The organism is Micromonospora sp. NPDC003241 (assembly GCF_053589795.1).
Genome location: NZ_JBSFSO010000012.1, coordinates 53,375 through 66,787 on the forward strand (window position 1 = coordinate 53,375; position 13,413 = coordinate 66,787).

General features: G+C 73.0%; 15 protein-coding genes and 1 tRNA gene. 9 read left to right on the top strand and 7 right to left on the bottom strand.

Annotated elements, in window-relative coordinates; translation table 11 throughout:
* Positions 1 to 98: 98 nt before the first annotated feature.
* From ACWDVW_RS12805 to ACWDVW_RS12815, 3 genes are all read left to right on the top strand, one after another.
* Positions 99 to 932, top strand: coding sequence for an O-methyltransferase (locus tag ACWDVW_RS12805; protein WP_449947553.1), 834 nt, complete (start codon positions 99 to 101; stop codon positions 930 to 932).
* 4 nt (positions 933 to 936) lie between these two features.
* Complete coding sequence (locus tag ACWDVW_RS12810) at positions 937 to 1,755, top strand: MOSC domain-containing protein (protein ID WP_396740153.1); 819 nt, start codon at positions 937 to 939, stop codon at positions 1,753 to 1,755.
* Between the two features lie 89 nt (positions 1,756 to 1,844).
* Entirely contained in the window at positions 1,845 to 2,852 is a 1,008-nt protein-coding gene (locus tag ACWDVW_RS12815) for an expansin EXLX1 family cellulose-binding protein (protein ID WP_449947556.1), read from the top strand.
* 21 nt (positions 2,853 to 2,873) lie between these two features.
* Here ACWDVW_RS12815 and ACWDVW_RS12820 read toward each other — a convergent pair whose 3' ends face one another.
* From ACWDVW_RS12820 to bcp, 3 genes are all read right to left on the bottom strand, one after another.
* Positions 2,874 to 3,407, bottom strand: a complete 534-nt coding sequence (locus tag ACWDVW_RS12820; RefSeq protein ID WP_449947779.1) for an N-acetyltransferase family protein — start codon at positions 3,405 to 3,407, stop codon at positions 2,874 to 2,876.
* A gap of 67 nt (positions 3,408 to 3,474) precedes the next feature.
* Positions 3,475 to 3,557, bottom strand: a tRNA-Leu gene (locus tag ACWDVW_RS12825).
* 923 nt (positions 3,558 to 4,480) lie between these two features.
* Positions 4,481 to 4,957 carry a thioredoxin-dependent thiol peroxidase gene (bcp, locus tag ACWDVW_RS12830; RefSeq protein WP_350693403.1) on the bottom strand — a complete coding sequence of 159 codons (477 nt, stop codon included), beginning with the start codon at positions 4,955 to 4,957 and terminating at the stop codon, positions 4,481 to 4,483.
* Positions 4,958 to 5,104: 147 nt separating this feature from the next.
* Between bcp and ACWDVW_RS12835 the strand changes: the two genes are divergently transcribed.
* The 4 genes from ACWDVW_RS12835 to ACWDVW_RS12850 are packed head-to-tail and all read left to right on the top strand — an operon-like array spanning position 5,105 to position 7,744.
* The gene (locus ACWDVW_RS12835) at positions 5,105 to 5,821 is read left to right on the top strand and encodes an energy-coupling factor ABC transporter permease (RefSeq protein WP_449947559.1); all 717 of its coding nucleotides are present in this window, start codon (positions 5,105 to 5,107) and stop codon (positions 5,819 to 5,821) included.
* Positions 5,818 to 6,204: a PDGLE domain-containing protein gene (locus ACWDVW_RS12840; RefSeq protein WP_449947562.1), complete on the top strand. Its 387-nt coding sequence runs from the start codon at positions 5,818 to 5,820 to the stop codon at positions 6,202 to 6,204. The genes ACWDVW_RS12835 and ACWDVW_RS12840 overlap by 4 nt, the downstream gene beginning before the upstream one ends.
* 8 nt (positions 6,205 to 6,212) lie before the next feature.
* Positions 6,213 to 6,977: a cobalt ECF transporter T component CbiQ gene (gene cbiQ / locus ACWDVW_RS12845; protein WP_449947565.1), complete on the top strand. Its 765-nt coding sequence runs from the start codon at positions 6,213 to 6,215 to the stop codon at positions 6,975 to 6,977.
* Positions 6,974 to 7,744, top strand: coding sequence for an energy-coupling factor ABC transporter ATP-binding protein (locus ACWDVW_RS12850; protein ID WP_449947568.1), 771 nt, complete (start codon positions 6,974 to 6,976; stop codon positions 7,742 to 7,744). The genes cbiQ and ACWDVW_RS12850 overlap by 4 nt, the downstream gene beginning before the upstream one ends.
* Here the strand turns inward: ACWDVW_RS12850 and ACWDVW_RS12855 are convergent.
* From ACWDVW_RS12855 to ACWDVW_RS12870, 4 genes are read right to left on the bottom strand one after another with little or no spacing between them, the layout of a single operon-like run.
* Positions 7,734 to 8,933, bottom strand: a complete 1,200-nt coding sequence (locus tag ACWDVW_RS12855) for a hypothetical protein (RefSeq protein WP_449947571.1) — start codon at positions 8,931 to 8,933, stop codon at positions 7,734 to 7,736. The two genes, ACWDVW_RS12850 and ACWDVW_RS12855, sit on opposite strands and share 11 nt — an antisense overlap.
* Positions 8,930 to 9,646 carry a DsbA family protein gene (locus tag ACWDVW_RS12860; protein WP_449947574.1) on the bottom strand — a complete coding sequence of 239 codons (717 nt, stop codon included), beginning with the start codon at positions 9,644 to 9,646 and terminating at the stop codon, positions 8,930 to 8,932. Before ACWDVW_RS12860 ends, ACWDVW_RS12855 begins: the two co-directional genes overlap by 4 nt.
* A complete protein-coding gene (locus tag ACWDVW_RS12865) occupies positions 9,639 to 10,151 on the bottom strand; it encodes a MauE/DoxX family redox-associated membrane protein (protein ID WP_449947577.1) in 513 nt (170 codons plus the stop codon). The genes ACWDVW_RS12860 and ACWDVW_RS12865 overlap by 8 nt, the downstream gene beginning before the upstream one ends.
* Positions 10,148 to 10,741 carry a sigma-70 family RNA polymerase sigma factor gene (locus ACWDVW_RS12870; protein ID WP_449947580.1) on the bottom strand — a complete coding sequence of 198 codons (594 nt, stop codon included), beginning with the start codon at positions 10,739 to 10,741 and terminating at the stop codon, positions 10,148 to 10,150. Before ACWDVW_RS12870 ends, ACWDVW_RS12865 begins: the two co-directional genes overlap by 4 nt.
* A gap of 213 nt (positions 10,742 to 10,954) precedes the next feature.
* Between ACWDVW_RS12870 and ACWDVW_RS12875 the strand changes: the two genes are divergently transcribed.
* Complete coding sequence (locus tag ACWDVW_RS12875) at positions 10,955 to 12,610, top strand: copper resistance CopC/CopD family protein (protein WP_449947583.1); 1,656 nt, start codon at positions 10,955 to 10,957, stop codon at positions 12,608 to 12,610.
* A 15-nt stretch (positions 12,611 to 12,625) separates the two neighbouring features.
* Positions 12,626 to 13,381: a YcnI family copper-binding membrane protein gene (locus ACWDVW_RS12880; RefSeq protein ID WP_449947585.1), complete on the top strand. Its 756-nt coding sequence runs from the start codon at positions 12,626 to 12,628 to the stop codon at positions 13,379 to 13,381.
* The last annotated feature ends 32 nt before the right edge of the window (positions 13,382 to 13,413 follow it).

Sequence of the window (13,413 nt, forward strand, 5' to 3'; positions counted from 1 at the left end):
ATTTCACGTTCTCGGGGAATCCCCGCCCGGTGCCGACTTTCGCCTGACCGTCCCGTCGTATCCCCCACGAGTTTCCGTCAGTCTGGTACAACCCTGCCGTGGACGCCGTAAAGCTGCGTCGGGCCATCGCCCGGACCCGCCTCGCCCCCGTTGCCGCCTTTCCGAAACGACTGGTCGCGGTCGCCCGCCACGACGCCCGGGTGTTCCGTAAGTCCGCCCGCTGGTTGGTGGCCTCGCGGGAGCACCACAACTACACGTACGAGCTGACCAAGCTCAGCCGTAGCCATCTCGCCTGGTTCGTCAGCGTGGTCTGCGACCTGCCGGTCAAGCAGGTGCGTGGCTACCTGAAGGAGATCGAGTCGGACGATGCGCTGCGCCGGCACATCGCCTCGGCCACCGCCGGTGCGGCCCGACGTGGGCTGGCCGACAAGCAGGTCCGGTACGCCCGCCGGGTCGGCTGGTACGCCATCGTCCGGGCCCGCAGGCCGAAACACATCGTGGAGACCGGTGTGGACAAGGGGCTGGGCAGTTGCGTGCTGGCCGCCGCCCTGCTGCGCAACGCCGCCGAGGGCCACCCCGGCCGGCTCAGCTCGATCGACATCAACCCGGAGGCCGGCTACCTGGCCCGGGTCGCGCCCTGGTCGGAGGTGATCGACCTGGTCGTCGGCGACTCGGTCGAGTCGATCCGTGCCCTGGACCGGCCGGTCGACCTGTTCCTGCACGACAGCGACCACAGCCGCGTCTACGAGAAGCGCGAGTTCGACGCCGTCGAGCCGAAGCTGGCGCCGGGGGCGATGCTGCTCACCGACAACGTCACGCACACCAACGTGCTGGCCGACCACGCCGAGCGGACCGACCGCCGGTTCCTCGCCTACCGGGAGACGCCGGCCGACCACTGGTACCCCGGCGACGGCATCGGGGTGGCATGGTGACCGGGTGCGGTTGACCGAGATCAGCACCTATCCGATCAAGGGCTGCCACCGGATCGGCCACACCGAGGTCGGGGTGGCGCCGTGGGGTCTCGACGGGGACCGGCGCTGGATGGTCGTCGACGCCGAGGGCGTCGGCGTCACCCAGCGCGAGGTCACCGCGCTGGTCCGGGTGCACGCCCGGCCCGGCCCCGGCGGGCTGCTGCTGCGCGCCGACGGGCAGCCCGACCTGCCGGTGCCCGAGCCGGTCGACGTCGACCCGGTGCCGGTACGCACCTTCCGCCGACGGCTGTTGCGGGTCGACGCACTGCCCGCCGGCCCGGCCGCTGACGCCTGGCTCGGCACGGTACTGGACCGGCCGGTCCGGCTGGTCTGGCTCGCCACGCCGGCCCGACACGTCGAACCGGGCCGCAAGAAGCACGACCCGGGCGACCGGGTGAGCTTCGCCGACGCGTACCCGGTGCTGCTGACCAGCACCGCGTCGCTGGCCGCGCTCGGCGACTGGCTCACCGCGGCGGGCGCGGAGCCGGTGCCGATGACCCGGTTCCGCCCCAACCTGGTCGTCGACGGGGCCCCGGCCTGGGCGGAGGACGGCTGGGAGGGCCGACCGCTGCGGATCGGCGGCGTGGCGTTCCGCGCTGCCGGCCCGTCGGCCCGCTGCCTGGTCACCACCACGGACCAGGAGACCGGGGTACGCGGCCGGGAACCGTTGCGCACCCTCGCCCGGCACCGCAACATCGGGCGTCAGTTGCTGTTCGGGCTGAACGTCGTGCCGCTGGAGTCCGGCCGCCTCACCGTCGGTGACCGGGTGGAACCGACCGGTTGAGGAGGGCCGACCGGACGCGCTGATCTTCGTCTTAGCTTTCGCTTAGGTGGCTTGTCCGATCCGTTGGCCGTCCGGCAGCATCGGTCCACGTGACCGACGGAACCGACGGCCCCGCCGACCGAGCCCGCACCCGGCGTCCGAAGCTGGGCCGCTGGCTGGCCGGCGGGGCCGTGGCGACACTCGCCACGGTCCTCGGCCTCACCCTCGCGCTGCGCTCGGGCGCCGCACCCGCCTGCGCCGCGCCGCCCCGGGCCGCCGCACCGGTCGCCGCCGCGCTGCTCGCCCCACCTGCCGCCGGCACCCTGAACAAGGGAAAGTCGACGTTCTACGACTCCAAGGGCGAGGGCGGCAACTGCTCCTACCCGTCCGCCCCCGCCGACCGTCTCTACGTCGCCCTCGGCCCCAGCGAGTACGCCGACGGCGCGGCCTGCGGCGGCTACCTCGACGTGACCGGGCCCAAGGGCAAGGTACACGTCATGATCATGGACCAGTGCCCGGAGTGCGCGCCCGGCCACATCGACCTGTCCCGGGAGGCGTTCGCCCGGATCGCCGACCCGGTGCAGGGCATCGTGAACGTCAGCTACCGCCTCGTGGTCGACCCGCCGCTGGCCGGTCCGCTCACCTTCCGGATCAAGGAAGGCGCGTCGCAGTACTGGTTCGCCGTGCTGGTCGCCGGACACGGCAACCCGCTGCGAGCGGTCGAGGTGCGCCAGGGCAGCTCGGGCAACTGGCGGGCGGCCACCCGGGAGAGCTACAACTACTGGCTGATCGACTCCGGCGCCGGTCCCGGGCCGTACCAGATCCGGGTGACCGACACGCGCGGACACCGGGTGACCGCCACCGGCATCCGGATGGCTCCCGGCCAGGTCCAGCGCTCCACGGTCCGGATGTACGGCGGCACCACGGGTGGCACGACCACCGCGTCCCGGTCACCGTCGGCCAGTCCGAAACCGCGCGCCAGCGCCACCGGAAGCCCGACCCCGTCCGTCTCGACCACCCCGTCGGCCGAGACGGCGACCCCGGCCGCGCCGACCAGCGACCCGGCCGACCTGCCGCCCGTACCGGTGGCCGCCACGTCGCCCGGCTGCGGTTCCTGACGTCCCGCTCGCCGTTCAGCGCTAGCCGGTCGGGTCGGGTGTCAACCCGAGCCACATGAGGATCTCGTCGCGGTCGTCGCCGGGGCCGACCCGCAGCGCGCCGGGCCACCGGCCCACCTCGCGGTATCCGAGCCGCCGATAGAACCGGTCCAGTCCCAGCCCGTCCCGCACCGTCACGTGCAGGGCCGCCAGCCCCAGGCCACGGGCCACCCGCTCGGCCTCGCGCATCAGCTCCTCGCCGAGCCCGCGCCCCTGCGTGTCCGGGTGCACCATCACGCGGGTGAGCACCCGCAGGTGCGTCTTGAGGTGGAACCGTGGGTCGGTGAAGATCGCCATGGCGACCAGCCGGTCACCGTCGTACCCCACCAGCAGGCGGTCCGGTCCGTCCGCGATGCCGGCCAGCGTCGGGTCGGCGATGGTGCGGACATGGTCGGCGGTGACCGGGGCGACGAAGCCGACCGCCCCGCCCGCGTTGGTGACGTCGACCCAGAGCGCGACGATCCGGGTACGCAGATCGGGGGTCAGCTCGGGATCCAGGACGAAGCGCAGACTCACGGTGCCCATCGTCATCGAACCGCACCCCGATCACCTGCGATCGTGACCAAGGCGACGGATCGGTCGGTGCGGGAGGGGGGATTCGAACCCCCACGTCCTTTCGGACACAGGTTCCTAAGACCTGCGCGGCTGCCCTTACGCCACTCCCGCGAGCCTAGGAGAGTCTAGAACGTCGCGCTGCGGCAGTGTTAAGCCCGGCGGCACGAAGTATGGCCGAGACCTTGCCGTAGTCGAGGTCAACCTTTGTGTCCGTCGCCGCGCGCACCGAGGCGGCTAGCCGCCGTGCTCCCATCTCCGGATTCGCCAAGGCGTGTCGGATGACCAGGTCCGCCTCTGGGCGAGGGGACGTGCGCCGAGAGCCAGGTACGGCTGTACCGAATTCCTTGAGGCGGCGGACCAGACGGTAGAGGCTGTTTCGGTGACAACCGATCCGGCTGGCTGCTTGCGCCGGGCTCAGCGCGCCGGTGACGAAGAGACGGACCACCTCGTTTGTCTCTCGCTCGGTCAGCTCGTGTGGCCGGACCGGGGCAGCATTCGGGGGATCATTCGTGGTGTCTGACTCGACGCTGGCGATGCGGCGGTTGCGCCCAGCGAAGGTCGCCGTTTGGCTGTGACAGTTTGGGCAGAGAAGACGCAGGTTGGGCGGGCGGTTGTCGAGGATGTCACCGCTGATGTGATCAACGTGCAGGATCAGAGGCCGACCTTGCCAGGTCGGCCCTACGCCACACTCCTCACATTCTTCGGGCACTCCGATCGTGCCTAGGGCCCACTTGAGCCGCGTTCCAGGAGTGCGGCATGATCCTTCAGGCAAGCGGACCAGGAGTTGTGCCGAGGTGACGCGTCGGGCGCCTCTCCGTCCGCGTGAATGTGCGCTGCCGGTGAAGTGTGAGGTGTCGATGCCGAAGCGCTTGAGCTGCCGGCTGATGTGGGCGTGTGAACCGCCGGCCACCCGCACTCCGAGCAGACGCATCACATCTGTGACGCTGAGCGCGACAGATGCCGCCTGCGCGAGCGCGTCGGGCGTGTACCGGTAGCGAACCATACGGCGACGCTACGAGCGGGGTATGACAGCGTCAGTCCAGGCCGAGATCGCGGCGGAGCTTGGCGACGTGGCCGGTGGCCTTCACGTTGTAGAGCGCCCGCTCGATCTTGCCGTTCTCGTCGATCACGAACGTCGAGCGGATCACCCCGGTCACCGTGCGCCCGTAGGACTGCTTCTCGCCGTACGCGCCGTACGCGGTCAGCACCGACTTGTCGGTGTCGGCGACCAGCGGGAAGGTGATCGCGTCGCGCTCACGGAACGTGGCCAGCTTCTCCGGCTTGTCCGGCGAGATGCCGATCACCTCGTAGCCGGCGGCCTGGAGGGACGCGAGCGAGTCGCGGAAGTCGCAGGCCTGCTTGGTGCAGCCGGGGGTCATCGCGGCCGGGTAGGCGTACAGGATGACCTTGCGGCCGCGCAGGTCGGCCAGGGTGAGCTGCCCTCCGGCGTCGGTGGGGAGGGTGAACTCGGGCGCCGGGTCACCGGCGGCGAGACGAGCGGGTGCGGTCATGGCACGACCCTACCGCCGCCCCGGGCCGTCCCGGTCGGCACGCCGCACCCGTGATCGCACTCCTGCCAGGTATTGGCAACAGCCTATGACGAGAAATACGCTCACTCCTGCCGGCGAGCGCGGGCCCGCCGTCACGTGGGAGGTCACGTGGAAACCCTGGCCATGCACATCTCCAACGGAATCATCAACGGTCCGGTCGCGGCGCTCTTCGGGGTGGTGGCGCTGGCGGCGATGGCGTTCTGCGTCCGGCGTGGACGACAGGACCTGGACGACCGGCTCGCACCGATGGCCGGTCTGGTCGCGGCGTTCATCTTCGCCGTGCAGATGCTCAACTTCCCGATCTTCGTCGGGGGAGTCAGCGGTCACCTGCTCGGCGGCGCGCTCGCCGCCATGCTGGTCGGCCCCTGGGTCGGCGCGCTCTGCGTGGCGGTGGTGCTGGCGGTGCAGGCGCTGGTCTTCGGCGACGGCGGGGTGGCGATGCTCGGGCTCAACGTCACCAACATGGCGGTCATCGGCATCGCGGTGGCGTACCTGACGATCGCGCTGCTGCTGCGGGTGCTGCCGCGTACGCCGACCGGGCTGGCGGTGGCGGCCTTCGTCGCCTCGGTGGTCAGTGTGGTGGTCGCGGCGATGGGCTTCGTGCTGCAGTACCAGCTCGGCGGCACCACCGACCTCGGCGGCAACCTGGCCGGCCTGGCCGGCACGATGGCCGTGTCCCACCTGCTCATCGGCGTCGGCGAGGGCCTGATCACGGCGACCACGGTGGTCACCGTGGCGAAGGTCCGACCCGACCTGGTGTACGCGCTGCGGGCCCTGTCGCCGGCCGCGTCGACGTCCGTCCCGGCCGCCGGAGGTGTCCGTTGAGCACGAGATCCCGGAGTTTCGTCGTCGTCGGCCTGCTCGTCGCACTGCTGCTGGCCGGGCTGGTGAGCAACGTCGCCTCGGCCCACCCGGACGGGTTGGACTCGTCGCTGCGGGAGGGCTGCGTCTTCGACGCCGACGACGAGATCGTCGGCGGGGACTGCCCGGCGCGGCAGGAGAAGGAGCACGAGATCGGTGGGCCGCTGGCCGACTACGGCATCGCCGGGCTGGACAACGACCTCGTCTCCACCGGCCTGGCCGGTGTGCTCGGCGTACTGCTCACCTTCGCCGTGGCCGGTGGCGCGTTCTGGCTGGTCCGCCGTCGTGGCCCCGGCCCGGACGGCGAGGCGGACCGGACCGGCGCCACCGCGTCGGGTCGCGGGTAGCGACGGGGATGGCCGCCGCGCACGTGCTGTACCGGGAGTCCGCCTCACCGGTGCACCGGCTGCCGCCGGAGGCCAAGATCGCGGCGATGGTGGCGTTCACCGTCGCCGTCGTCTCCACGCCGCGCGTGGCGCTCTGGGCCTTCGGCGTGTACGCCCTGCTGGTCGCCGCCGTCGCCGCGCTCGCCCGGGTGCCGGCCGGGTGGCTGCTCCTGCGCTCGACGATCGAGCTGCCGTTCGTGCTGTTCGCGGTCGCGCTGCCGTTCCTCGGCACCGGGGACCGGGTCGACGTGCTGGGGCTGGCCCTGTCGGTCGACGGGCTGTACGGCGCGGGGAACATCCTCGCCAAGGGGACCCTGGGCGTGTGGGCGTCGCTGCTGCTGGCCGCGACCACCACCACCCGCGACCTGATCGTCGGGTTGGACCGGTTGCGCTGCCCGCAGATCCTCACCCAGATCGCCACCTTCATGCTGCGGTACCTGGAGGTGCTGGTGGGTGAGGCCCGACGGATGCGGATCGCCCGGATCTCCCGGGGTGACGACCCGCGTTTCCTCTGGCAGGTACGCGGGTTCGCGGTCGGGATCGGTGCGTTGTTCCTGCGCGCTTTCGAGCGGGGGGAGCGGGTGTACCTGGCGATGCGCTCGCGCGGGTACACCGGTCGGATGCCGGTGCTGTGGTCGGGTACGGGTGCGGCGACGACCGGTCAGTGGCTGCTCGCGGCCACCGTCCCGGTGCTGGCGGGCACCGTTGCGGCCACCGCCACCGTGCTCACGTGAACGCCGGTGGGCCGCCGCCCAGCCTGCACGTGCACGGCGTCCGGTACGCCTACCCGGACGGGCACGTCGCGCTGCGCGGTGTCGACCTGACCGTGGCCCGGGGCGAACGGGTGGCCCTGCTCGGCCCGAACGGCGCCGGCAAGACCACGCTCGTGCTGCACCTCAACGGGATCCTGGTGCCCACCGAGGGCAGTGTCACCGTGGGCGGCCTGGCGGTCGGCCCGGACCGGGCCACGCTGGCGGAGATCCGCCGCCGGGTCGGCATCGTCTTCCAGGACCCGGACGACCAGCTCTTCCTGCCCACCGTCGCCGAGGACGTGGCCTTCGGGCCGGCGAACCTCGGGCTGCGCGGCGCGGAACTCTCCGCCCGGGTGGACGAGGCGCTGACCGCCGTCGGCATGTCCGCGCACCGGGAGCGCGCCCCGCACCATCTCTCGTTCGGGCAGCGCCGTCGGGTGGCGGTGGCCACCGTGCTGGCCATGCACCCGGAGATCCTGGTGCTCGACGAACCCTCGTCCAACCTGGATCCGGCGGCTCGGCGGGAACTGGCCGGGATCCTGCGATCCTTGCCGGTGACGGTGCTGATGGTCACCCACGACCTGCCGTACGCCTACGAACTCTGCGACCGGTCGATGATCCTGGACGACGGCCGGATCGTCGCCGACGGCCCGACCTCGGCGCTCCTGGCCGACCCGGACCTGCTGGCCCGGCACCGGCTCGAACTGCCCTACCCGTTCCGCCCCGTCCCGCACCCGGTCACCGAGTGACCGGCTCGGTCGACTCGGCTGGCTTGGTCGGCTCGGCGGGCTCGGTCGACCCAGTCGGCCCGGCTGGCTCGGTCGGTGCGGCGGCTCGGCCGGTGGCGTGCAGGCGCAACACGGCGGCGGCGAGTGCCCCGGCACCGGCGACGAGGACCACCACGACCAGGATCCGGGTGGCGGTGGCCGACCAGGGCACCGGTGGGACGGCACGGGACAGCACGGCGGCGTTGGACACCCCGGCGAACAGCGCCAGGCACGCCCCGGCGAGCGCCATCACGAAGTCCACGCCGTCGCGCCGGGTCACCGCCCAGCCACCGGCGACGATCGCGCCGAGCCCGGTCACCAGGGCCCAGACCGGGCCGGTCAGCAGCCCGGTCAGCACCGCGCCGACTCCCTCGGCCCCGGCGTCGAGCACCCGTCCGACGGCGAGCACGACCGCCGCCACCCCGCCGACCGTCAGCAGCGCACCGAGACCGGTCCGGGCCCGCCCGCCGGGCGACGAGGCGGCCGGCAGCAGCCCGGCCGCGCCCACCGCGAGCGCGCCGAGCGTGATCGCCACCCACCACGGGTACGCGTCCGGCGGCGGCACCCAGTCCAGGGTGCCCCGGATCTCGGTGCGCCCGTCCGCGTCGCGCAGCGGTACGGCCCAGTCGCGTACCCGGTGCTCGCGGTCGGGTGCGGCGCGGACCTGGGCGGGCGGACCCGCCTCGCGCCACAGCGCCCGCTGGTCGTGCCAGCGGGCGGTGGTGCCGGTGTCGATCCGTCGCCACTGCGGGGCGGCGGCCGGATCGACCTCGTCCGGCAGCGGCGTGTCGGCGAGGATGGTGCGGTTCAGGTAGGTCGCCGGTGAGCGGGTGTTCTCGAACACCCCGTCCGGCCCCACCCGCAGGTAGGGCTCGCCCGAGTAGCCGATCACCTCGACCGGCCGGTCACCGGTGTTGGTCAGTTCCAGGCGCGCGCCCGCCTCGACCACGCGGACCCGCAGGTCCGGGCGGGACGCGACCGCGCCGACCGCCACCCGGTAGTCGGTGCCGTCGGGCGCGTCCGCGCCGTGCGCGGCGGCGGGGGCGGCGGTCGCCAGCAGCGCGACGACCACGCCGGTGAGCAACAGCCCGGTGCGGGCAGCCAGGGTCAGCAGCCCGTTTCGGGCCGACAAGGGCAGCAGCCCGTTTCGGGCCCATAAGGCACGGATCACTTTCCGGCCGCCTCCACGGCGGCGGTGATGTTCTCCGGCGTCCACTGTTGCACCGGTTCGCCGTCGACCAGGACGGTCGGGGTGCCGGTGACGTTCGCGCGGTTGGCCTGCTCGGTGACGTGCGCGGTCCACGACGTGTACCTGCCGTCCCGGACGCAGGTGCCGAAGGCGTCCCGGTCCAGCCCGACCTCGGCGCCGATGTCGACGAGCTGGTCGTTGCTGAGGCCGGCGCCACCCTCGGGCGGCTGGCGCTCGAACAACGCCGCGCCGAACTCGGTGAACTTGCCGCCCTCGGCGGCGCACCCGGAGGCGGCGGACGCCCGCGTCGAGTACTGGGTGCTGGAGAAGCGGTTCAGGTAGGCCACCGGGTGGTACACCACCCGTACCTTGCCCTCGTCGACGAGCTGTTTGAGGGTGGCGCCGCTGGTCTGCTCGAACTGCTTGCAGGCCGGGCAGATGTAGTCCTCGTACACGTCGACGGTGACCGGCCCGGAGCCGACCACCACGCCGGTGCCGGCGTCGTTGGCGCCCGGCGGCGGGGTGAAGTCGCCGGACCGCTGGCTCGACCAGACGCTCCATCCGACCAGGCCGGCGATCACCAGCACCACCACCGCGCCGAGCGAGATCCACAGGGTCTGTTTGCGGCGCCGCTCCCGGGCGATCTGTTCCCGGACGACCCGGGCCGCGTCCTTGCGTCCCTTGCGACTACTCATCCTCGTCCTCCACCGGTACGCCCGTCAGGACGCCGTCCAGTGAGACGGCGGTCCGGGGCCAGATCAGCAGCAACCCGGCCATCGCCAGGAAGGCCACGTCCCGGAGGATCTCCGGGAGGTAGCTGGGGCGCTGCCCGGCCGGCAGTTCGCCGCCGGTCCCGAAGCAGCCGCAGTCGATCGCCAGGCCACGGGCCCACGCCGAGGCGATGCCCGCGACGAAGAGCAGCAGCAGGACCACCGAGACCCCGGCGGTCAGCCGGGTGGCCAACCCGAGCAGCAGGAGTACGCCCAACGCCAGCTCGACGAAGGGCAGCACCGCGCCGATCACCACCGCCAGGTCGTATGGCATCGCCTGGTACGCGTGCACACTGCGGCCGGAGGCGGCCAGGTCGCCGACCTTGGAGGCGCCGGCGTAGAGCCAGACGGCGGCCAGCCCGAGCCGGACGGCGAGCCCGAGCCAGGGCCGCCACCGCGTCCACCTCGACGTCGCGCCCCGCCCGTTCACCCGGCCAGCGCCTCACCGACCGCGTCCACGAGTTCGGCGCGGGCCCGGGCGACCCGGGACCGGATGGTGCCCACCGGCACGCCCTCCACGGTCGCCGCCTCGGCGTACGACAGGCCGAGCAACTGGGTCAGCACGAACGCGCCGCGCCGCTCGGCGGACAGGCGGCTGACCAGGTCGGCCGTGCCGAGTTGCCCGGCCGGGTCGGGGTGCGCCAGGTCGGTGTGCGCGTGGGCGGTGAGTCGCTGGTCGAGGCGTCGCCGCCGGACCACCGTGCGGAGGTGGTCGGCGCAGGCCCGCCGGGCGATGCCGAGCAGCCAGGTGCGGGCGCTGGACCGGCCCTCGAAGGCGGGCAGCGCCCGGAACGCGCGCAGGTAGGTCTCCTGAGTGAGATCGTCCGCGCTGTCCGGGTCCAGCAGCGCCGCCGTGAACCGCCACACCTCGGCCTGAGTGGCCCGGACGAAGGCGGCCTGGGCGACCGGGTCGCCGTCGCGGGCGGCGAGCGCCCAGCCGGTGGCCGGGTCCGGCCCGGCGTACGCGTCGACACCGCCGGTGTCGGCGGCGGCGCGGGTGTCGCGCGGGGCGGGGATCACGACAACCCAGGTTACGCGGCCCCACCGGTAGCAGCAGGGTCCTTCGGCCCTTCATGGGCTGCGCCACGCCGGGAACTTTCTGCGGGTCCCGGCCGACTACCCGCTCATGACCTCCGCCCGGCGCCCGCGCGTCCGCGTGCGATCGCGGATGACAGCCGTCAATCGACGGTCGCGACTCGCCGGAAAGGGGTCCGGTCAGAGACGATGTGGGTCATGACTGCCGTCCCTCGCCGCCGATCCGTCCGATGGGCCGCCGCCGCCGGCCTGCTGGTCACCGTCGTCGCCCTGCTGCTGGTCCCCGCCGGACCGGCCGCCGCCCACGCCGTGCTGTCCAGCAGCAGCCCGGCCGCGTCGGCCGTGGTGCCCGCGGCGCCGGCCGAGGTGGTGCTCACCTTCAGCGAGCCGGTCCGTCGGGTGCCGGACCGGATCCGGGTCATCGCACCGGACGGGTCCCGCGTCGACCGGGGCGACCCGACCTTCACCGACAGCGTGGTCAACATCGCGGTCGACACCTCCGGCGGCAACGGCACCTACCTGGTGACCTACCGGGTGATCTCGGCGGACAGCCACCCGGTCTCCGGTGCGTTCACCTACTCCGTCGGCGCGCCCTCGGAGCCGCCGGTGGACAGCGGCGACGACGGGCGGGCCGATCCGCTGGTCACCAACGCGATCAAGGCCGCGAAGTTCGTCGGGTACGTCGGTCTGCTGCTGCTCGTCGGTCCTGCACTGGTGCTCGCGCTGCTCTGGCCACGCAGACTGTCCCGGCAGGGACCGGCCCGCCTGGCCTGGACCGGCCTGGGGCTGGTGGCGGTGGCCACCGTCGCGGTCGCGTTGTTGCAGGTGCCGTACACCAGCGGAGGCGGGCCGTTCGACATCAGCGGCGAGGGGCTGAGCCTGGTGCTCGGCAGCACGTTCGGCGCCGCTCACCTGATCCGGCTGGGACTGCTCGCGGCGGCGGCGTTCCTGCTGCGGCCACTGCTGGCCGGGCCGGTCGGCCGGGCCGACCTGATCATCCTCGGCCTGCTCGCCGGTGCGGCGCTGCTCACCTGGCCGCTGTCCGGGCACCCGGCGGCCTCGCCCGCCCCGGCCGTGTCGGTGATCGTCGACGCGGTCCACCTGGGCAGCATGGCGGTCTGGCTGGGCGGCCTGGTGATGCTCGCCGCCTTCCTGCTGCCCCGCGCGGACGAACGGGAGCTGGGCGCGATCCTGCCGATCTGGTCGCGCTGGGCCGCCCTGTCGGTCTCCGCGCTGCTGCTCGCCGGCATCGTCCAGGCGCTGATCGAGGTGGCCACCCCGGCAGCGCTGGTCAACACCACGTACGGCCGTCTGGTGCTCGCCAAGGTCGGGCTGTTCGCCGTGGTGATCGTGCTGGCCGCGTACTCGCGGAACCTGATCCGCAAACGGGTCGCCGCCAGCCGCCCCGCACCGGTACGCCGGGCGGTCTGGGCGGAGTTGGCGGTCACCGCGGTCGTGCTCGGTGTCACCGCCGTCCTGGTGCAGACCACCCCGGCGCGGACCGCCTCTTCGGACGTCACCGCCGTCGACGCCGGTTACTTCACCACCCGGGTGGAGAGCACGCTCTACTCGCTGCAGATCGAGATGTCCCCCGCCCGACGGGGCAACAACTCGGTGCACTTCTACGCGTACACGCCGGACAACCGGCCGCAGCCGGTCGTGGAGTGGAAGGCCACCATCGCGCTGCCGTCGGCCGGGATCGAGGCGATCGACATCCCGCTGCTGCCGCTGACCGACAACCACGCGACCGGCGAGATCACGCTGCCGACTCCGGGTGAGTGGGAGCTGCGGGTCACCGCCCGGACCACCGAGATCGACCAGGCCACGGTGACCGCCACCGTGCCCGTTGCCTAGAGAGGTTCCATACCGATGATCCGTCACCGGCGTACCGTGGGTGCCGCCGCGGCCCTGGCGCTCGGCGCCGTCGCCACCGCCGTCTTCGGCTTCGCGGCGCCCGCGTCGGCCCACGTCTCGATCAGCCCGAGCGAGGCCGAGCAGGGCGACTACGGCCGGTTCGCGTTCCGGGTGCCGAACGAGAGCGACACGGCGTCGACCACCAAGCTGGAGATCTTCCTGCCGGAGAACGCCGCGATCGGCTCGGTGTCCACCGCGCCGGTGCCGGGTTGGACGGTGGAGGTGGAGAACCGCCGGGTCGACCCGCCGATCCTGGTGCACGGTGCGGAGATCTCGGACGTGGTCGCCAAGGTCACCTGGACGGCGAGCGGCGACGCCGGGATCGCCCCGGGCACGTTCCAGGAGTTCCCGGTCATGCTGGGCCCGCTGCCCGAGGTGGACCAAATGGTCTTCAAGGCGCTGCAGACCTACTCCGACGGCGGGGTGGTGCGCTGGATCGACGAGCCGCAGCCGGGCGGTGAGGAGCCGGCCGCCCCCGCGCCGGTGTTGACCCTCACCGCCGCCGGAACTCCGACCGAGGGACCGGCCGGGGCGCCCGCGCCCGAGGCGGTGGCCGACGACGGCGGGGACGGCACCGGGCTGGCCGTCGGGCTGGGCGTCGCCGGGCTGGTCGCCGGGGTCGGTGGCCTGGTGCTGGGCGGACTCGCGTTCTCGCGTACCCGCCGGGACGCCGACCCGACCGACGGCGGCGAGGCGACCACGACCTCCTGACCGCTCCCGCGTCACGGGCCCGCCGGGTGTTC